General features: G+C 32.9%; 14 protein-coding genes. All 14 read right to left on the bottom strand.

Translation table 11 applies throughout. From position 1 onward, the window contains the following. Nucleotides 1-4 precede the first annotated feature (4 nt). The gene (locus SJY34_RS13945; RefSeq protein ID WP_400076645.1) at nucleotides 5-1,579 is read right to left on the bottom strand and encodes an FAD-dependent oxidoreductase; all 1,575 of its coding nucleotides are present in this window, start codon (nucleotides 1,577-1,579) and stop codon (nucleotides 5-7) included. Nucleotides 1,580-1,598: 19 nt separating this feature from the next. After that, nucleotides 1,599-2,981: an MGH1-like glycoside hydrolase domain-containing protein gene (locus SJY34_RS13940; RefSeq protein WP_400076643.1), complete on the bottom strand. Its 1,383-nt coding sequence runs from the start codon at nucleotides 2,979-2,981 to the stop codon at nucleotides 1,599-1,601. A 105-nt stretch (nucleotides 2,982-3,086) separates the two neighbouring features. Then, nucleotides 3,087-4,247, bottom strand: coding sequence for an MFS transporter (locus tag SJY34_RS13935; RefSeq protein WP_400076640.1), 1,161 nt, complete (start codon nucleotides 4,245-4,247; stop codon nucleotides 3,087-3,089). After that, the gene (locus tag SJY34_RS13930; RefSeq protein WP_400076638.1) at nucleotides 4,248-4,820 is read right to left on the bottom strand and encodes a trehalase family glycosidase; all 573 of its coding nucleotides are present in this window, start codon (nucleotides 4,818-4,820) and stop codon (nucleotides 4,248-4,250) included. Then, on the bottom strand, nucleotides 4,759-6,108 hold the full coding sequence (locus SJY34_RS13925) for an alpha,alpha-trehalase (protein WP_400076636.1): 1,350 nt from the start codon (nucleotides 6,106-6,108) through the stop codon (nucleotides 4,759-4,761). Before SJY34_RS13925 ends, SJY34_RS13930 begins: the two co-directional genes overlap by 62 nt. Then, nucleotides 6,109-7,338, bottom strand: coding sequence for an MFS transporter (locus SJY34_RS13920; RefSeq protein ID WP_400076635.1), 1,230 nt, complete (start codon nucleotides 7,336-7,338; stop codon nucleotides 6,109-6,111). A gap of 10 nt (nucleotides 7,339-7,348) precedes the next feature. Beyond that, nucleotides 7,349-8,683 (bottom strand): MFS transporter, encoded by a 1,335-nt coding sequence (locus SJY34_RS13915; protein ID WP_400076633.1) that lies wholly within the window; start codon nucleotides 8,681-8,683, stop codon nucleotides 7,349-7,351. A gap of 57 nt (nucleotides 8,684-8,740) precedes the next feature. Continuing rightward, complete coding sequence (locus tag SJY34_RS13910; RefSeq protein WP_400076632.1) at nucleotides 8,741-9,373, bottom strand: hypothetical protein; 633 nt, start codon at nucleotides 9,371-9,373, stop codon at nucleotides 8,741-8,743. A 5-nt stretch (nucleotides 9,374-9,378) separates the two neighbouring features. Next, on the bottom strand, nucleotides 9,379-10,716 hold the full coding sequence (locus SJY34_RS13905; protein WP_400076631.1) for a vanadium-dependent haloperoxidase: 1,338 nt from the start codon (nucleotides 10,714-10,716) through the stop codon (nucleotides 9,379-9,381). Nucleotides 10,717-10,734: 18 nt separating this feature from the next. Further along, complete coding sequence (locus SJY34_RS13900; RefSeq protein WP_400076629.1) at nucleotides 10,735-13,959, bottom strand: VCBS repeat-containing protein; 3,225 nt, start codon at nucleotides 13,957-13,959, stop codon at nucleotides 10,735-10,737. Nucleotide 13,960: 1 nt separating this feature from the next. Next, nucleotides 13,961-17,170, bottom strand: coding sequence for a VCBS repeat-containing protein (locus SJY34_RS13895; RefSeq protein ID WP_400076627.1), 3,210 nt, complete (start codon nucleotides 17,168-17,170; stop codon nucleotides 13,961-13,963). Nucleotides 17,171-17,248: 78 nt separating this feature from the next. Then, a complete protein-coding gene (locus tag SJY34_RS13890; RefSeq protein ID WP_400076625.1) occupies nucleotides 17,249-17,821 on the bottom strand; it encodes a hypothetical protein in 573 nt (190 codons plus the stop codon). Beyond that, nucleotides 17,802-21,089 (bottom strand): VCBS repeat-containing protein, encoded by a 3,288-nt coding sequence (locus tag SJY34_RS13885; protein WP_400076623.1) that lies wholly within the window; start codon nucleotides 21,087-21,089, stop codon nucleotides 17,802-17,804. Before SJY34_RS13885 ends, SJY34_RS13890 begins: the two co-directional genes overlap by 20 nt. Before the next feature lie 90 nt (nucleotides 21,090-21,179). Next, on the bottom strand, nucleotides 21,180-22,790 hold the full coding sequence (locus tag SJY34_RS13880; RefSeq protein ID WP_400076621.1) for a RagB/SusD family nutrient uptake outer membrane protein: 1,611 nt from the start codon (nucleotides 22,788-22,790) through the stop codon (nucleotides 21,180-21,182).

Here is a 22,790-nt window from a genome sequence, read left to right as displayed (position 1 = left end):
TCAATTAAATTAAATAGCCTTGGGCTAGTGTTTTAAACTCTTCTATTTGATGAACCTTCCATGAGTCTGATTTTTTTAACTCTTTTTGTAGAATATCTGCAACAGCTTCAGTACAATCAATAGCTGCCTGAGCATCTAAAAATAATAATCGAATTCGTCTTGCAAGTACATCTTCCACAGTTCTTGCCATTTCATATCGTGCAGCCCAAATGACTTGACCGACTTTAAATTCGTAATTAGGATGTATTAGCATCCTGAAACTTTCATTAGAAGCTATCAATTCTTGTAATTTTCTTATATCACTTCCATAAAACCACAAATCCTCATCTAATTCTTTTTTATCAAACTTACTGAGATTACCATGAATAGATAACCCTCTGGTTTTCGACTTATTATCAGTCAAATTATGAACAGAAACGGCGTCATTAACTACATCTTCACTCATTTCCCTATATGTTGTCCATTTGCCACCAACAATAGTAATTAATCCACTTTCTGAGTGAATAATTTTATGCCCTCTTGATATTTCTTTAGTATTACTTTTATCTCCTTCAGGAGCAACTAAAGGTCGTAATCCTGCAAAGACAGATAATACGTCTTCTCGTGTTGGGACTTTAGTTAAATACTCCTTAGCAGTTTCTAAAATAAAATCTATTTCTTGCTCTAATGGTTTGGGTTCATAACTTGGCTTCTTAATTGGTGTATCTGTTGTACCTACCACAACTTTGTTGTGCCAAGGTATAGCAAAAAGCACACGTCCATCACTAGTTTTTGGTACCATTAAAGCAGTTTCACCTTCTAAAAATGATTTATCCAGAACCAAGTGAATACCTTGACTTGGCACTATTTTTAAGCTTTTCTTTTTACGACCTGCAAGTTTTAAAATCTTATTAGAAAAAACACCAGTAGCGTTAATAACCACTTTAGACTTTACGTTTATTATTTCATCTGTTTCGGTATTAGTAACAGCAACACCTATCAATTTACCTTCATCATCTTTGAGCATATTCGTAACTTTACAGTGATTTAGTATAACAGCGCCAGATTCGCTGGCTGTTTGGGCTAAATTTAAAGCTAACCTTGCGTCATCAAACTGACCATCAAAATAAGTTACTCCGCCTTGAAGGCCTTTACTTTTAAGGTTAGTAATTTTTTGAATCGCCGTTTTGGCCGATACAACTTTTGAGCGACCAATAGAAAGGCGTTTAGACAAAAAATCATAAGCAGTTAATCCTAAACCATAATAATATTTATGCCACCATTGATAACTGGGAATTAAAAACATTTGTCTCTTAAAAAGATGATTAGCATTTTTCTCCAACAAACCTCTTTCTCTTAAAGCTTCGGTAACTAACTTAATATTACCTTGAGCTAAATAGCGCACTCCTCCGTGTACTAATTTTGTGCTCCTACTCGAGGTTCCTTTGGCAAAATCATAGGCTTCAAAAAGGGCTACTTTGAAACCTCGTGACACTGCATCTACAGCAATTCCTAATCCGCTGGCACCTCCACCTATAACAACCATATCAAATTCGTCTGTTGATTGAAGGTTTTTTATTTGAGAATCTCTATTAAACATTTATTAGTTTTAAGGTTGACTATTCTTTGATATATTCATTATACATTGCTATCGGAAACAAAGCAGTCCAACCGCAAAAATCTTTTTTGGCTGGCATCCCATAAGACACTAAATCTGGTGCATAGTTTTCCCAGAATGTTCCTGTTGCTTCAAAAACTTTTGCAACATTAGTATAGGTTTTATTAGCAATAGACTTTGCTAAATCATCCTTACCATAAGCAGATAAACCTCTTAACACCATATAACTTGTAGGAGCCCAAACTCCACCTAACCAATAATCTCCCCAGCCAACAAAATCTGGATCAGCTGCTGATAATGCAGGTAAAGGCATAGTTCTATCAAATTCATCTGGATTGGTTAAGTGTGATAAAAACTTTTCTAATTTTTCTTCTGGCACACATTTACCGAGAAGTGTCCAGTACATTCCTATATGTCTCCTTACAACTTGTTTGTCAAAACCAAGATCGTAATAAAAACTATCCGATTCATTCCAACATTTGTCATTTATTGCTTTAGATACTTTTGCATGAAAAGTATCATATGCTGCTAAATCTTCTGAAATGCCAATAGTTTCAGCCATTGCTTTTAACTGCAGACTGAACATTGCCATTTGAGCTGAAAAATCTACTAGTCTTGCTTGTTTGTTCCAGAGTCCTTGCTTGGTGTTAACATATTCTGAAATAAACGTGTTTAATTTAGTTTCACCAGAAGCATTCATAGCGCTAAGTTTTTCACCCAGTTCATGATGTGTCATCCCATTACCTTCAGTAGGCTCCCAATCACGCGGTGCTCTCGGAATATTATCCATTCCCATACCTAAGGTATCACCATAAAATAAGTTATCTTCCATCATATAAGTATCTACATGAAACTGGAAATTCTTCTTTAGAATTGGATATATTCTTTTTATGCGGTATATATCCTTACTCACTTTAAATATTTCTGTTTCAGCAAAAGCCAATAAAGGTGGATTTATAGAAACAGGATGTGATTTAGACCATAACGGCTCACCATTTTGCCTATATTCTCTACAGATATAGCCATCCGCTTCCATACGGTCATAAAAATTATCTAGTGCTTGGTAAACTGGTAATTCATCTAAATGGTACTTAGCGAAACAGCACATAAAACAGGTGTCCCAAAGAAAAATATTTGGTGAAAATGCAGCATCTATAAATGGCTTTTTAAAAAATGATTCTTTTTCACCTCCTCGGACTTTCTGTTTGGTAATATCTAAAGCCCTTTTATACATCGCTTCAGATAGTTCTTTATTAACTTTAGATGGAGGTTTTATAGCTTCTTCAATATTGCTTTTAGGATCATCACATGCTATAGTTACCGAACTTATTCCTATAGCTCCTGATGCTAAAGCAATATTTTTAGCAAAGTCTCTTCGTTTCATGTGTTTGTATTTATTTTTTTCGAAGGTCACATGCTATTCGCTATTAATAATTTATTTGGCGATAATTATTATAACATGCTCGTTTCATATGAACTATTTTAGTACTTATTTAGTTTTTAGCTTAAATATTGCAATACACGTTGCAATTAGAGTTACACTTAATAAGAATACATAACTCATTTTAAGACTAAAACTATCTGAAATATAACCCAAAATTACTGGTCCTAACAAAAATCCGACAAAACCTACACCAGAAACGAACGAAATGCTTTTCGAAGCTACAATTCCTTTCGTATTTCCTGCAATTCTCATCAATTCAGGAACAATAACAGATAGTCCAAGACCAATTATTCCAAAACCAATAACACTTAATAAAAGGCTATTTAAAAGTACAAAGACATATCCTACGGCTGCCAAGGAGCAACCCAATATTACGATTTTTGCAGATCCTATTTTAGCGCTTATACTATCACCAAAAAAACGTCCAATAGTCATCATTATAGAAAAAACGGTAAATCCTAAACCTGCTAAATTTTCAGAAGTGACTTGTACAACTTCAGTTAAATAAATTGAACTCCAATGCTCAATAGCTCCTTCATTTCCCATAATAACCATGGCCAAAAATCCAAGAATAAATAAAGGCTTTAGCAGTTTAATTGGAAGCTTTCCTTTTTCTTTAAAATCTTCCTCAACCTCTCTAATTTTAAAGTATCTTCTAAACAACAAAATATTGGTCATTATAACTAAAATTGCCATTATTAGGACATGATAAAATGGAGAATTCAATACTCCCATTAAAACCGACCCAACCAAAGCACCTATAGCTCCACCTAAACTAAAAAAGCCATGCGCAGCAGACATAAAATTGACACCATCTGCTTTTTCCATCTCAGAAACTACAGTGTTCATCGCAATATCCGTTAGTCCAGAAAAAATACCGACTAAAAACAAAGATGTGCACAATGCCTCATACGACGGAGCTATTAATGGTCCTATGAATGCTATGCAAAAAATACAAATACCAAAAAATGTACTTCTTCCCAGTCCTATTTTTTTTGTAACTATTGGCACTACAGGAATAAAAAACAATAATCCTAATGCTAAACAAAATAGTGCAAATCCTATTTGCGAATCATCTAATTGTAGTTTCTCTTTAACCTTAGGAATATATAATACCCAAGTCCCAATCATTATGTTTAAGGAACTAAATACCCAAACAATTGAGAAATAGCGTTTGTTAGATAAAATGAGGTATAATGATTTCATTTAAGCTTTAAAGATCATATCTGGTTTTTCTAAATTATTTAGGTATGTAATTAAATCCTTATTCAATAATTGCAATCCATATTGAAATGAAGCATTCATCCAACCAAACCCTTCTTGAGTAATATATTCGAAATCTGTACCAACGTTTCCATACTCAGCAAATACTTTGTGAGTAGCAGCTACAACATCATATTTTTCTGGAATTGTACCATTATAATCCACCGCATTCCTAGTAATCATATATAACCAACGATAAACTAACTCTTCTAATTCGTCTTCAAATCTCTGAATTTTTAATCCTCTCCAAATTAGCATTTGATGTGGTGCCCAACCATTAGGATAATCCCATTGTCGCTGTATAGCATCTTCAGGTAGTTTGTCATTCATTGCCTCAGAAGTTCCAGCTATGCCTCCTTTTTCTTTGAGTTGGGTCATAAGCGCTGAAACCAATTTAGAAGTTTCTCTAGTATCAACCAAACCAGACCAAAGTGGAAAATAATTTGAAGCGCTCTCAAAATGAGTTTGCGCCTTCTGTTTTGAAATTGTAATCGAAATACTGCTCTTTTTCGGCATTCCACATGAGCTTGCGCATGCGTTCGGCTCTTTCATAAGCTATCTGAAACCAATAGGCACTATGATAGCCACTAAATTCACCATCAAAATATAGCTCAATCAAATGTGCGAAATCAGATTCGTATTTATAAAGCAGACTATTTAAATCAACGGTATTTAAATCCGCACAGACATCATCTAATCTCCAAGAGGTGTCGTGTCCGGATTCTCGTAAACTTCTATCATGTGTAAAGTAGATATCTAATTTTGGTTCTTTTATTTCACCCGATTGATACTGCTCCACGAACCTCTCAATAGAAATTGAATGTTTCACAGCATATACTTCTAGCACTTCATCAAAATGACCTGCCTCAGTTTCAGGAGGAATACCAAGTCCTTCTGCGTAATAACGATTTAATCCATTAGTCGTTAATCGTTTGCCTTCAACCATCCAAACGGTTTCATACTCGTGGATAGCTGTTTTTAGATGACTAGCCAACCACGCTTTATCTTTTGTCACTTCAAAAATTTCTGAAATTAAACTCGTGTAAAAAGGTGGCTGAGTTCTGGTTAAATAATAGCTGCGATTAGCATTGAGAATTTTACCGTAATGCTGTATTTGATATTGAAAATTATCAGCCATAGCTTTCGCTAAATCCACTTTTCCATCACAAAGCAGACCAACAGCTTCAAAATAGCTGTCCCAACCATACATTTCATTAAATCGACCACCTGGCACGACAAAAGGCACGCCTTCTATTCCATTTTGAGTTTCTTCTAGTTTTAGACTTAAAATACCAGGTTCGCTATTTATAGATTTCACAAATTCTGGCGTAATATCTTTTGGTAGTTTAATTACTTTTATTGGTAAGTCAGATTCTAAATCTCTATAATAGTTAAAAGCTAAATCATCTGAAAATGGCACATAAACAGGGAGTATCGTTGCTGTAAGACTATCATTTTTTGTGTCTGAAATCAGGGCTTCAATTCCTGATTTATCCAGACGTCTTGTCAGCCCTTTCCAGTAGAAATCGCGTATCATCCTCGAAATTCTATCTACTGGTAGCTCATTTATATTTTCAATTTTTATATCTGCAACTTCTTTTCCTTGTTGCTTTTGAATAACCAATTCTTGTAATAGGTTAGAAAGTTGATAAGTACCTTCGATTGTTATATGACTTCCATCTTTTGAGATTAAATCAAATGTTTTTGGTCCCTTATCTTCAATGGTTATTTTTTTATCACCATCGGTATCTTCTTGAGCTAATAAGCTTTGTAGCGTTTCTTCAATATTTAACTCGAATATCATTTACACTATGGATTTTGCTTTAGACATCTTATCTATCAATAACACAAAAACAATAAGCAGAACCATGGGAATGAGTAAAAAGTAAAATGCATTAGCACCTCCTACGCTTTCAAATAATTCTCCAACAATACGAGAACCTATTGTTCCACCTAATGCTGAAAAAATTATTATTAAACCCGACATGGGTGAATGTAATTTTTTTGGCAATGAACTTAATACTGTAGAATTTAGAAGTGGATATATTGGAGCAATAAATAAACCTATTAATGGTAAAATGAAACCAAGAGTTGGTACATCAGTAATACTCTTAATTTCAGATACGACTTTGTCAATATCTGCATTAAGTTGTGGCAATATAAATAAAAGTATTCCTCCAGAAACTATAACGCTTATAATTACCAACAAAACCCATGAAAATCTCTTAGTTAGATAACCCGCTACAAAACGCCCAAGTGCTAATGATAATGCAAAAATAATTGCCATTTGAACACTTAATTTTTCTGAGAAAAAGAATATTTTTTCATTAAAACGTGGTAGCCATGTCATTACTCCTTGTTCTATCATAACGAATAAAAAAGCTGAAATAATAAACACTAAAACTAAAGGAACAACAATCAATTTTGCAGAAGCTTTCATATCATCTAATACACTACCTCCTGAAGTCTCAACAGTGTACTCAACCTTTGAAAAGAATAGAAATAGAAAAGACAACAAAATCAAAACACATAAGACGTAATATACATTTAACCAACTATTAGGATCATCGGAATAAAAGAATGGAAACAAAATATAGGCTAATGCTATACCAACCATAAAAAAGCCTTCGATAGAACTCATTAAAGATGAGTGTGCTGCCTTACTATCAGTAATTAAACCAATTAGAGAATACACTGAGAGCTTAATGAGCGCAAAGCTAACACCAATGGATAGGAATAAAATTTTTGTATATAAAAATGAGTTACCAAATATCATCAATAGACATCCAAAAAAAACAATAGCTAATCCTGTTAGCATTGATTTTTTATAACCAAATCTTGGCAAAAAAGAAGCCACTATAAATGAAACTACAGCAATAGGTAAATCTTTAAAAGCTTCTAAAACTGATGCTTGAGATTCGCTAACACCATAAACATTTATAGATTTTGCGATAACAATCCCAACGCTATTAAGTAAAATAGCAAACACGAAATAATTTAAATAAATTGAAATCTTTATACCTAGATTTTTCATACTAAAAAGATTAATCTTCTGTTGATGTAACTTCAGAATTTTCTATGGATTTTGACACGTTTAAGCGCATTGCCAAAACTGCTGCAATAGCAAAGAATACACCTGCAAATAACATGGCGTTGATAGCATTATCACCTAAGATATATTTATATATTGGACCAAAACTTAAGGTCTGTATTCCCATAGGAATAACAATCATCATATTTAAAATTCCCATGTAAACACCTCTTCTATCCTGAGGGACAATTTTAGAGACCATGGTGTATGGAATTCCCATCATAGCTGCCCAACCTATACCAAACAAAATCATTGGAACTAAAACTAAGTTGGGATCTGAAATATGTGGTATTAAAAACAATGCTATGGCTGTACCAAATAAACTTAACGCATAAATCTTTTTTCCACCAAAACGCAAGGTTAAAGGCACTAACATTAAAGCAACCACCATAGTTACCGTATTATAAGTTAAGCTCATTTTTGCGGCTTGAGACGCTGCCTCAGAGGTTGTAAAGCCCATAGTTTTTTTGAACAATGGTGTCGTAAATTGCCAATAAATAAATAGGGCATACCATTGAAATAGATAGACTCCTGCTATTTTCCACATAAACTTTGGCATATCTTTTACCGCTTCAATAATCTCCTTAAACGGTTGTGACACGCGTTGGCCGAATGGCAAACTCTTAAGGTGATTTATTTCTTCCATCTCTTCATCACTTGGTGGAATCTCTGGTGTTTTAAAAACCGAATATAGTATCGTTGTTAAAGAAAGAAATGCGCCTATGAAGAACGAATAATATAACCATTGAGGAATTGTACCTGCTTCTTCCACTGACTCTCCACCAAACCAATACTGAAACAACACAATCGATCCATTAGCCAAGAGTATGCCTGCACCAACAAATAAACTCTGCATTTGGTAACCAAGACTTAATTGTTTTTCTGGTAATTTGTCTCCAACAAAAGCTCTGTAAGGTTCCATTGCCATATTATTACCAACGTCTAATATCCATAACAATCCAACGGCAAACCAAAGTACTGGACTGTGTGGAAAAACGAATAGACACAAACTTCCTAATAGCGCTCCTATTAAAAAATACGGCTTTCGTCTTCCCCAACGATTAGACCATGTTTTGTCTGACATAGCACCAATAATAGGCTGGACTATTAAACCCGTTACTGGACCAGCAATATTTAATATCGGCAGCATATCTTCGGGTGCACCTAAATACAAAAAGATAGGATTGATAGCGGTTTGTTGTAATCCAAAACTGTATTGAATTCCTAAGAATCCAACATTCATATTGAAGATTTGCCAGAATGATAATTTTGGTTTGGTTAGTTTCATAAATCTATGATTTTAGTATCAATTACATTAGGTAATGCCCTATGTTTCATTTTTTTATCAAAATTTCATATCGCCTTTTTTTATGGTCAAATCAGCATATACAAAATGTTCCTTAATGATATTATGTTCAATTTCTAAAACACTTTCATTAAATTTATTCATAATATCTCTAGCTCTCTTGGTTCGGTTTTCTTTTGTATCGATATATGAATTTTCAATAAATATTTTAAAAGTAGGTTGTTTCAGGAGCATTGCATAAGTTAATTCAACAATACAGAAATTATAGTCATTGGTATGAATAGTCTCTGTTCCTATTGAATTTTCGTCATAATTAACTATTGGTTTTTCTATTTCTCCTTCATTTTTTATGTACGCTTTCAAATGCTTATCCAGCAATTCAATACTAACTTCTGAAGGGCCAACATTAGTTATGTTTTCTAATCTTTTATTGTGATTATCTTTTGGAGGCAATTTAAAATAATCATCACCATGAAATAAGAAGCCTTTTAAACCTAATTCCTTTTCTATATCTATAAAAAGAGCATATGCCAATGAGGTCTTACCACTACCAGATTCACCACCAACAGCAATGCATACTCGTTTTTCTAATAGGTCATTTTTGAGCTTAACTATTATCTCATTATTTATTTTTTTATAGTTTGAATAATATGTCAGTTTGTCCCCAATCATTTCAATTATTCAAACTTCATTTTAACATTATCAACTATAAAATCACCTACATTTCTACCTTGCTTTAAACCTTCGTCTATTGCTGCCATATAGTGAATACCACCATATAATCTGCTAATAGCAGCTTCTTCTGCAGCAAGATTAAAAGATTCAAAGGATCTTATTGGGAGCCCAAAAGGTACTTCTGTATCATCATCGAACTGAAAATTATTCCCAAAAATTGCCGTTAGCACTGTAGATGCAGCACCTGATGCTACAGAATGACCACTCGTATATTCTGGAAAAGGAGGTGTTTGTAATATTGGCAACCAGTCTTGGTCTAAATGTTGATTAATTAAGGTCTCTGGTCGTATAAGGTTACTTCTATATTTCTCGTCCCAACAGCTGATAAATGCGTCTGCAATGGCGATAGATGTTTTAGTATATGCATTTACCGTTTTTGCAACATTTGCATCTGATTTTCTCGAAGCTATTTTGGTAATACCTATCCAATGTGCACCTGGAGATATCTTTTTTGTAGCAAACATAAAATGTCCTCTTGTTACAGATACAAAAGGATTACAATCCCAAAATTGCGCAATTTCTATCTCTTCAGAATCATCACCTTTTTCTGTAATCTTATTACTAACGTTATAAATTTCAATGAGTTCTTCATAGAACTTAGACCCTTTTTCTAACGAAAATTCTGGATGCTTTTTGGGCTTAAATTGTGCTGCAGAATCGAGAACGAAGGTTCTTATTTTATTCCAATGTGGCTCAATACCATCCATATAAGATGGTGGTGTTGGTTGCCACCTAGAAGGATCGTCTGTGTCTACAGTGAACTTTGGCATCGTCCTCGTTTGGTTGTAATTGTCTGCATTCATCCATTCCTTGATGTGTTTAACAACATCAAAGGCATAGCTTTTCGCATCATTAAATTCTATTTCATTTTTTGTCTTCCAATCAGCATACAAACTGTCTTGAAGAACTTCCATTTTATCTTCAGAAAAAATTAAACTTTTACTGAGTTCCATATGTGCTATCAATGCCGATAATTCGAGATTAATAGTTTTATCCTTATCTGCCTTAGGAATGCTAGTTAGTTCAGCAACGTTACCAGCCAACGATTCCATTTGAGGTGTTTTCTGAGCTAAAATTTCATAAGCTGCAATATTTGGATAAACGAATACACGGCTCGCTACTGGTGGCGAAAAAATATCGTGTATTTGTATTTCCATTACCTTATCTACCGAGGCATGAAACAACTCAGGGGAAACCACAATAGGTTCAGTTGGTTTACTACAACTGCTTATAATACATAAAGTGCAGAGTAGATATATACCATGTCTTAAATTTTTCATTTTAATAATTCAATAGTTTCAACGGTTAATCACATAGGACTGTCCATTGTTTGTTATAATTAAGTATTTGTTAGTATTTAACTTTACAATTTTTCTTCCGCTAATATGTTTTGGCAATTTTAAAGAACTGTAATTCAATGTTTCCTTTTCTGTAATTTCCACTATACCTCCAGCGTTAGATGAAGCTTCACCAAGCTCAGTAACAAAACCATTGTAATTGCCAGTAAAAAGGATTTTATTTCCATCAACTAAAACATCTTCTATGGTACTTAATTGTGCTTGTTTTGGTAATGGTTGCGGTATAAATTTCTCACCTTCATTCTTATAAATCATAGATTGTAACTCGTAAATATATTTAGTCTCTAAAATATCTTTTTCAGGCTTTTCTACAATATCTGTTATTCCTTTTACTTTTGAGAATGAATTATAATTAGTGAACTTCTTTTTTAGAACTGGCATTTGCGCCATTAGCTTGTCTTTTGAAGCAAATGGCACGTATGTTCCGAAGAAATCGTAAAAGATAAGTTGGTCTAACTTTTCATTTTTATCAAAGTCATCTAAATACATTTTTACTGGTTTATCTAGCGATGCTTTCCACTTAAAGTTTAAACCAACATTACCTGCTATAATATCTAAATTTCCATCATTATTTGTGTCTACAACTTCAACGTTATTCCACATCCCATTGGTTTTATCTAAACCGTAATCCTTTGTTTTATCTTCAAATTTATTTGTTTCAGAATATGAAAAAATTCTAATTGGCATCCAATCTCCTACAACAATGAGCTCGATATTTCCATCGTTATTAATATCTGCCCATTTAGAATCTGTTGTCATCCCAAAACGCGCTTTAGATGCAATCTCAAAATTGTTTTGACCTTTATTTTTTAGGATAAAACTATAAGGTGATAGTCCATAAGCACCAGGTATAGATCGGTTACCAATAAACAAATCAGCCAGACCATCCTTATCATAATCGTAACTCGATACTGTTGCGCCATTTGTACTTAATAATTTAGAATTTAGTTTTGTAAAGTTACCCTTGCCATCGTTTATATACACACGATCTTCTAGCAATGGGTGACCTTCTTGGTAGTCGTTACCACCATGTAATGCATATATATCTAAATCATTGTCATTATCAATATCAAAAGCAATCGCATCAGTATCTTCATAACCAGCATCTTCTACAAAAGCAATCGTTGACTTCACTGTAAAACTTTCATCACTATTCTGAAGATAAAGTACTGGCTCTTGTCCTCTTGCTCCACCAATAAATAAATCTTTAAGTCCATCGCCATTAAAATCTTCTTGTACCAAAGAAGGTCCTTCTATCGATAAGTTTTCTGGTATTAGTGCATCACGTTCGTAGTCTAAAAATTTATTCTCTTTATGTTGGTACGCAAATTCTTCAAATTTTGAATCTTTTTCGGTATTGTTGTAATTAAAGTTTGATGTGTTCTCTTTTTGAATTGTAACGAGAGTATTAATTTTAGGGTTCTTAGCAATGCTTTGCTTACCATCTTTCCAAACCACTTTTAAAGAATCTACTTGAGTTAGTTCACCTAATCCGAAATGCACTTTTGCTGTAGAACTCGATAGGAATCCTTTTACAGTCGTTTGTTCTTCATAGAAAGTTTGATTATTAGCATATAAATAAATCTTCGCTCCATTTGTGTTCCCAACTTTATTATTTTCTGAGAGAGTTACACTCATAAAATTATTTGTCGATGTATTTTCTAAAAGAGAAGCATTCTCATTTATGTTGTTTATAACAATATCTAAATCACCATCATTATCTAAATCTGAGTAAGCTGCACCATTTGAGTAAGTAACGTCATTGGCTTTAACTACCTTAGAATTTGTAAAAGTCAGTTCTCCATTATTTGTCATTAACACATTTGGCAACTTCAAAGTTGGCATGGTTTTAATGAGCTTTTGCTCTAAAGTGTCTTGAGCTGTTTTTTCATAACGTGCAAAATCTACAGTACTCAAGTATTTAATATAGTCTAAATCGTTTGGTCGTTTATAAATACCATTTGTGATATAAATATCCGTTAAACCATCATTGTTATAATCCATTAATAGTGGCGACCAGCTCCAATCTGTAGCATATGTATTAGTCATTAAAGCAACGTCTACAAAATGTGAGCCTTTGTTGAGTTGCAGATGGTTTCTAGCATACTGCTGATTAAAACCAAAAGACGCTTTTATTTTATCAACCTTGTCCGTATCCTCACCTCCTGATTTTAAAAATATCTCAGAATTATAAGGCATCATATCTAAAGTAATAAGGTCTAACTTACCATTATTGGTGATATCTGCAACATCGACTCCCATAGTAAATCTAGATGTATGATTAAAATAATCACTACTAGATTCTGTAAATGTTTTGTCACCATTATTAATGTAGAGATAATCATTTTCGTGAAAATCGTTACCTACATAGATATCAATAAAACCATCATTATTGATATCTGATGTTGCAAGTGCCAAACCATATCCTAACGCGCTATTATAGATTCCAGATTCGTTAGTAACATCAACAAATTTAGTTTTCCCATTTTCAGATTTATTTTCATAGAAAATATCACCAGAAACAGGATCTGATTTTTCTCGTAATCTTGAATTTCCATATGAATATGGTGAATGAATAGAGTGATTCATAAGATACATATCCATATCTCCATCATTGTCATAATCAAAAAAGGAGGCTTGAGTTGAAAACCCAGAAAACTTGATACCATATTCTTCAGACTGCTCTTTGAACGTATTATTCCCTTGATTTATATACAATTCATTACTAGCCTTAAGACCTTTATAATCTCCAACTTTACAAACGTAAATATCTAGCAACCCATCATTATTAACATCACTCATTGTAACTCCGGTAGACCATGTACCTTCTTGACTTAATCCGCATTCTAAGGAAATATCTTTAAACTTTAAGTTACCTAAATTTAGAAATAATTTGTCGGGTTTTTGATTTGCAGAGAGATAGATATCATCTAAACCATCATTGTTAATATCACCAAGAGCAACTCCACCACCATTATAGTAATACAAATATTCAATGATATTAAGATCTCCTGTATCTGTTAAATCGTTAGAAAAGTTAATACCAGAGTCTGATGAACTAATCGTATTGAAAGGCATTTTATCAGAGCTTTCAATATCAGGCTGATCTTGCTTGTCTGAACAAGCAAAAATTAATAAAAAAATAAAGCTTAATCTTTTCGTCATTTTAGTACTTATAAACTTCTAAAGCGTCGTTATTTTTCGCTATAAAAATTTTATCTTTTATAACTTTTATATCTCTGATCTCCCCATTGATCTTTAAACCTCTTCCTGTTCTATGGTATTTAAAATTATTATCACCTAAATTCTCTAAATAATTGCCATATGAAGCATCGTATCTTCCAAACTCTGGCATAACGCCATTTAGATTTCCTCCTAGTAGTATATCTAAATCACCATCTTTATCAAAGTCTGAAGTACTTATCGCATATATTGGCGAAAATTGAGTTTCTACAGGTAAATCTTTAATTTCAAAATTAAAACTGCCATTGTTAATTAGCATTACAGTACTTAAATTATTAGCCTCTAAAACCGTGCTACTACTCAATTGCTCTTTCGTAAAAATATCACTTATAGTTGCATTTTTAAACGATTCATAATCTGGATATTTTTTACTTAGATATTTTAATTGATCTACTAGGTTATGCCTAAGTGCATAAGGATATTCATCACCATTACTTGATCTAAATGTAAGAATTGGATCTAAAAAACTATTCCCATCAAAGTCATTTACATATAGTTTTATTGGATTAGTTTCCGAGGCTTTAAATCTACTGTTTAAACCATGATTACCTAAAATCATGTCTTTATCGCCATCATTATCTAAATCTGCTACTTCAATGGTATTATACCATCCTTTTAAATTAGACAAATCTTTATTTGCAATTTCTTTAAAACTTCCATTAGTGTTTTCAAAAACTCTTACTCCCATAAATTCACCAACAATTACCAAATCCTCAAAATTATCTTTATTGAGGTCTACAAACGCTGCATCTGTAATCATTCCTAGTTCGGAAAATTCAGAAGACAAAGTATTCGACTTTTCAGTAAAATTTCCTTTACCATCATTAATCAAAAGAAAACCAGAGCCAGCTGCTCCATAAGCTTTAGGTATGGCACGCTCACCAACAAACAAGTCTATATCATTATCGTTATCTATATCCGAAGCCGTAACTGTACTACTGCTGTGATACCCAACTTTCGTTGGCAATATCTGAAGCGAAATCGTATAATTACCATTACCATTGTTAATGTAAAGTCTATCAGAATATTTAGGGCTAAATTTTGAAAACTCTATGCCTCCACTGCATACGTATAGATCGAGATCACCATCATTATCTGCATCAAAAAATATACTTTCTGCATCTTCTGATGATTTGCTATTTTCAAAAGCAGAAGTATTCAACTCGCTAAACCGACCATTTTTCTGAATAAATAGTTTAGCAGAACTATCTTTAGAACCACCAATAAATATATCCTCTTCACCATCTCCATTAACATCACCAAAAGCCATTTTTGGTCCTTCAGTACTTCGCATAAAAGGCAATAAACGCTCTACATTAAAATCTATAAAATTATTTTCTTTATGTGTGAAATTTAACGTCTCTTCATCTTTAGAAAATAGTGCTAAAGATGATTCTGATGAATTTTGAAGACTATTAGTGGCATCTTTTTCGTAAAGTGTAAGTGTTTTATCGACTTCAAGGTTCATAAGATTTGTAACTCTACCGGAAGGCCAAGTTATTTCTAGGTTTACATTGTCTTTATTCTTAAAACCAAAATTTGGACGATTATCCATAGAAGACTGAAACCCTCTTACAGGTTGCTGTTCTATATATAGCGTATCTATATTGTTAGAAAGTTTAAGTTTTGATCCGATGGCATCTTTGTTTCGTCCCTCCCCTTTTAGTACAATTTTTAAATAGTGAGTGTCATTTTGATTTAGTGTATTTTCATAAACGAATAATGGCATATTCACATTATTAACAATAACATCTAAATCACCATCGTTATCTAAATCTCCATAAGCTGATCCGTTTGAAAACCCTTCAGTGTTTAATCCATTTTCTGTACGAACAAATTTTAAATGTCCATTATTAATATAGGAGTGATTTTTAACTTTATTTGACGGAATGATATCAATTAATTTTTTATAATCTACTTGATTATTTTTTACAATAGATTGAATTACTTCTTGATTAGAAATGTACTTTAAATAATCTTGATTGGTTAAGTCTTTATATATGCCATTGGCAATGAATAGATCCTTTAAACCATCATTGTTCATATCAAAAAATAAAGCTCCCCAACTCCAATCCGAAGCTTCTACTCCACTAAAGCGACCTACTTCACTAAATGTTAAATCACTATTGTTGAGCTGCAACATGTTTCTAGTGAACTGGTGGTAATAATCGTTTTTTAGGTTGTATTGGTATTTATTCCAATCTTCGAATGTAGTTACTGTTTTTAAGCGATCATACTCGCTTGGAAGCATTTCGGTAACAAAAATATCATTATATCCATCGTTATTAATATCAGCAGCATCGGCTCCCATGGATGCTCCACTAATTGAATTAAGCGATGTTGTGAGACACTCTTTAAAGGTACCATCTTGCTCATTAATATATAGGTAGTCTCTTTCAAAAAAGTCATTAGACACATAAATGTCTTGCCAGCCATCATTATTCATATCACCAACTGTAACACCTAAACCAAACCCTATGACGCTACCATAAATCCCAGCTTTTTCGCTTACGTCTATAAAAAGTCCATCTTTATTCTCAAAGAGTTTATCTCCACCTAAAACATCTCTTTTTGGACGTTCATTTTTAGTAAGATTAAAACTACCTATTGCTTGATAAGAATTGTTGAGAAGATAAACATCCAAATCACCATCATTGTCATAATCAAAAAAAGAAGCGTGTGTAGAAAAGCCTTTATCATCTAACCCTAGTGCTTCGGCTTTGTCGCTAAATGTTCCATCGCCATTGTTAATGAAGAATTCATTTTGCTTATTATCGCCTTTAACATCTCCAGAATTACAAACATAAATATCTAAAAATCCGTCTGCATTAATATCTACCATAGATACGCCTGTAGACCAAGCTTTAGAACCAGCAACATTTGCTTTGTCAGTTATATCTTCAAATTTAAAATCCCCTTTGTTTAAATACAATCTGTTCTTGCTCATATTAGAGGTTAGGTATACATCTTGTAAACCGTCATTATTTATATCACCAATTGCAACGCCACCTCCGTTGTAGAAATTTCGGTATTTATAAACGTTAAATTCATCAGTAGAAACCAAATCATTACTAAAATTAATACCTGTAGAATCTGCCGACAACAACTTAAATTGCGGTCCTCTATTCTCCATACTTGGTTGATTCTTATTTTTAGTACAAGAAGAAAGAAAAAATAAAATTAAAACGATATTAAAATACCTCAGCATTTACTATTTATTTAAATTGTTGTACTTGTAGTCGAGGTCTTCAATTATAACTGAGACATCTTTATCGGACTCTTGTTTTAATTGAATTTGACGATTACCATCTACCTTCACTAAGATATCATCTTTAGCTTTCATAAATGAATTTCCTGGATACCATTTCATTAGAGTATCTTGGACTTTGGGTAGTAACGCTTCTGCAGATAAGTCTTCATTCCATGGAGCCCAAGCAACATAAGAAAACTTAACATCCATGGCAATAATCTTATTTTCCTTATTGAATTTTCCGTAAAATAACATTCTCATTTTCTGAGTTGTATCAGTAGTATCCTGTGGATATAAAAAACTTTGTACGTAACTATTATTTGGTCCGTGTGTTAAAATACGTCTTTGATTATATTCTTTACAGATTTCAAAAAATTCACTTTTTGTTTGACCAAATTTTAGGCCATAAAAGACAGAATCATTTCGCACTCCAGTTGCTAGTTCATCCTTAACTAGTTTGGTATAATCCGATTGACAAGAACATACCAAAAAAATAGAAAGAAGTAGTATTAAATTACCAAACCTTATTTTCATTTATAATTTTTTTATCTAATATTTTATAAAATTTAATGCTATCATTATTAATAGCCGACATTAAAATTGTCTCATCTTTCAACCTTACAATATTAAAATCTCTTATTTGACCCTTAATATTTAAAGAAATAGCTTCCTTAAAATCATTTTCGTCATTACCATATACTAACCAACCTTGAGAAGCATCGTCTATTCCAAACTGTGGTTTTATAAGATACTGATTTCCACCAAATATTATATCTAGATTACCATCTTCATCTAGATCAAAAATTTCAATAGCAGCTATACTTGAGTATTGGATTTCATTAGGCAATTTTTGATTTACAAAAGTCTCATTTTTATTTATAAATAGTGCTGAATTCAGCATTTTAACATCAAAAATTTTTGCTTTCTTTAGTTGTTCAGTAGTAAAAATAGAAGCGATATGAGCATTCGCATAGTCTTTATAAAACAACAACTTTTGTTTAAGACTTGAAATTTGAGAAATAAGCTCGTCTCTATCTAGAATTGGGTAGTATTTATCGTCTTTTTTGTAACATATAATCTGTTCAATAGTACCATTACTATCAAAGTCAGAAACATACATTCTCATATTTGGCTTAAAAAAAGTATTCTCACCTTTATTACCAGCTACAATATCTACTCTGCCATCGTTATTAAGGTCTTTAATTTCAATGGTTTTCCATAAACCAGCCGTATCGGATAGCCCAAATGCTTTAGTTTGATTTGTTAATTCTCCATCTTTATTTATAAAAATAGAAATAGGCATCCATTCGCCTGCAACTATTAAATCTTTTACACTATCGTTATTTAGGTCTGCCCAATAAGAGTCTGTAATTAAACCAATACTCTTTAATGCTTCAGGTTCAGAAATTTCAAAGTGATTATTACCATTATTCTTTAATATGTATCCAGATGATGGAATGCCATAGGTTTCTACTTTAAAACGTTCACCAATAAAAATATCTATATCACCGTCATTATCGAAATCATAAGTTGAAATTGTTGATGTGCTAATTGGTTTTGAGAAATTTAGAGCTTCTATACTCAGCTCATAATTGCCGGTACCATCATTAATATATAATCTGTCATTTAAAGAAAAATCATATTTGGAAAATGCTTTACCTCCACTGCTGACATATAAATCTAAATCACCGTCATTGTCACTATCAAAAAATACTGCATCAGTATCCTCAGATTTTGCATTTATATTGAAGGGTTCAACAATCGCCTTAAATAAACCACTACTTTCAGATATGAATAAAATCCCAGATTGTCCTTTAGCGCCACCTATATAAAAATCTAAGATAGCGTCGTTATTTATATCTGCACTTGCCATATTTGGTCCTTCATTACTCAACATCTCTGGCAATAACTGTTCTCTATTAAAATCTACAGTATTATTTTCTCTATGCGTATAACTAAATAGCGCATCTGTCTCAACTAATGGGTTTTGATTTTTAGTATTGATTTGTGCAGTATAGCGCTTTACTTCTGATTGGTTAAAGGTGTAACCTTGATTTGTATTTAGGTTGTAGTGTCTGCTCATAGCTCCAGTTGGCCATGAAATAATTAGACTATCAATAATGCTAGCTTTATTAGTGCCTAATAATAATTTTGGCGAAATTGAACTTTGAAAACCTCTTGACGGGAAGTTCTCAAGACTTCCATACTGATCTTCACCATAATAGATTTCTACTTTTGAACCTACAGCAAATTTATTTTTTTCACCACCGATTAAATCTATTGAAATACTTTTATTTAGAGTACTATCAGAAGTGTTTTCATATAAAAAAGCAGGCATATTTACATTATTTACAACCAAATCTAAATCTCCATCGTTATCGATATCTCCATAAGCACTTCCATTACTAAAACTTGGAGTGTCTAATCCCCAGTTTATTGCTTCATCAGAAAATTGAAAACTACCATGATTTTTAAATACAGCATTTGAAACCGCTTGAGATGGCATCATATCCACAAGTTTATTCATAATTTCTTTATCAGTTTTTATCATATCCCTGATTTTATCTTCGTTTGCCATATAGGTCAAATAGTCTCTATCTAATAAGTCTTTATAGATTCCATTACTGATAAATATATCCTTTAAACCATCGTTATCTGCATCAAAAAGTAAAGAAGCCCAACTCCACTCGGATGCCGAAACATTAGAAAACCGACTTATTTCAAAAAATGAATTATCACCCATATTTCTATGCAAAGCGTTTCTAGAAAATTGTTGATGATAACCTTTTTTATTTGCTAAATCGTATTTGTTCCAAGATTCAAAAATAGTTTTAGAGCGTTGTCTTTCTATAGACTTTGGTAACATTTCTGTCACCATAATGTCCGAAAACGAATCATTATTTAAATCAGCAGCATCTGCTCCCATAGAACCCATTGAAATAGAACCAAATTGATTATCTAAATCCTCTTTAAATGTTCCATCCTGATTATTTATATATAAATAATCGCGTTCAAAAAAATCGTTTGAAACAAATACATCTGGCCAGGTATCATTATTATAATCACTTACTGTGATGCCCAGACCAAAACCAATAGAACTAGAATAAATATTCGATTCTTCGGTAATATCGACAAAGCTATTATTGTCATTTCTTAAAAACTTGTTACCGCTTTTAGTTGGCTTTTCTCTTTGATCTTTTACAAAATCATAGTTTCCAACCGCTCTTATTGAATTGTTAAGAAGATAGCAATCCAAATCACCGTCTTTATCATAGTCAAAAAAGTTTGCTTGTACACTGAGCCCAACAATATCGAGGCCATATTCTTTTGACTTTTCAGTAAAAGTTAAATCTCCATTATTTATGAATAGCTCATTATGCCTATTAGATCTATCACTTGGTGGACCAGCTTTACAAACATAAATATCTAATAATCCATCATAATTAATATCCACAAAAGTGACTCCTGATGACCAAACATTGTCACATCCTACTCCAGCACTTTCAGTAATATTCTCAAATTCCCAATTTCCTTTATTTAAATACAGTTCGTTATTGACTAAATTCCCTGTAAAATATATATCTAAAAGACCATCATTATTGATGTCTCCTAAGGCAACTCCTCCTCCATTATAAAAATTTCTATAGGTATATGGATTCAGTTCCTCTGTATAATCTAATGTATTCTCAAATGTTATACCTGAGTCGCCATTTCTCAGCAAAAAGAGTTTAGAATCGCTAACATTACTCTCACAAGAAAACAAAACGTATCCTATAAAAAAAAGTACTAGCGAGTTTTTCATTTAAGCATGAATAGAAAGAATAATTATATTAAAAAAGGGATACATAAAAGTACCCCTTTTTTACTCAAATAAAATACTTTATATTAAATATTAGTATCCTGAATTTTGTGTTAAAGTTCCACCACTTGCATCAATTTGCTCTTGTGGAATTGGGAATACATTTCTTGTTGGATCAGAAGCTGGCTTTTCCCACCATGCATCGTTAAATTTCCCAAAACGTATTAAATCTTGACGACGAGAAACTTCCATAAACATTTCTCTTCCTCGCTCAGCTAAGAAATCATCAGCCGTTAAAGACGTTAAGGCTCCAACACCTGCTCTAGATCTAATTGTATTTACATCACTTAAAGCCATAGACCAGTTACCAGCAGCTCTAGCATCTGCTTCTGCACGTACTAAATACATATCACCTAAACGTATGATAGGATAATCATTATCCATATTATCTTGTTGCCCTTGACGGAAACTAAATTTACCCATACGCGCACCACCTTTTCTCGATGCATTTGGTTCTAATTCATTAATATCTGTAGAATAGTTTAATTCAATTTCATCAGCTGGAGCAGCGTAATCTAAAATAGCTGTACCTTCATAATCAAATTGTGGACCTACAATAAAGTTAGCTGTTTTACGAGCATCACCATCTTCATAAGAATTATAAAATTCTTCAAGTGCAGAATATCCATTCCAAGGTTGATTTGCAATGTTCCATGTAAATTGACTTGAATAATGTAACGTCATCTGAGCAAAATTCATGTTTGTACCAGACGCATTGTCATAAGCTATTGACCATACCATTTCTGGGTTATTTTGGTTATTAGGTGCAAAGACTGCAGCATAACCTTCTAATGTTTCTGGATCAGAAGCAACAGCAGGTCTTCTTGCCGGATTTGGTACTGAACATCCTGTATCACAAAGAATGTAACCACCATTATCAATAACATAACTTGCCGCCATTGAAGCTTCTGACCATCTTGCAGTACCAGTGTAGACTTCAGCGTTAAGATATAATTTTGATAATAAACCTAAAGCAGCGAACTGATTAATTCTATATGGATTTTGCTCTGTAGTTAATGGGCTTAAAGATAAATCCATACCGATTGATACAGAACCAATTCCTAAAGAAGCCAACAACTCGCTTTCAACAAAATTAAACACTTCTGTTCTTGTTGCTTGTGGCGGGTTATTATTTGTTTCCGTAACTAATTTAACTCTACCATATAAATCTAGTAAACGGTAGTAGAAAAAAGCTCTTAAAGATCTCACCTGAGCGACTTGATTAGCATCTAATCCACCATCGGCTAACGCAGTATTACAAGCTCCAATAGCATCATATTGTTGTGTCCAAGTTCCTGTAACGGGACCATTAGTTGATGTATAAGTATGTCTGTGCATATCTAACCATATACCACCGTCAAACCAATCACCACCCTTTTGGGTAATAGCCGCTTCATCAGAAGACACTGTCTGAATTGAAAAGTAACCTCCATGGTTTGCTGAACCAGCATTTCTCAACTGATTGTAAGCAGACGCAATAGCGTCAGAAGGACCAGGACCACCACCGTCAAAGCTTCCAAAGTCTGGCTCGACACCATCAAACTGATCTGTAACTTCTCCGAGTAAGTTCTCATCTAAATCTGTACAGGCGCTCATAAGAACAAGTGCTCCGCACATTAAACTGATTTTAAAAATGTTTTTCAT

This window comes from Winogradskyella sp. R77965, from assembly GCF_044594915.1.
GTDB lineage: Bacteria > Bacteroidota > Bacteroidia > Flavobacteriales > Flavobacteriaceae > Winogradskyella.
This window is presented reverse-complemented; position numbering and strand designations above follow the sequence as displayed.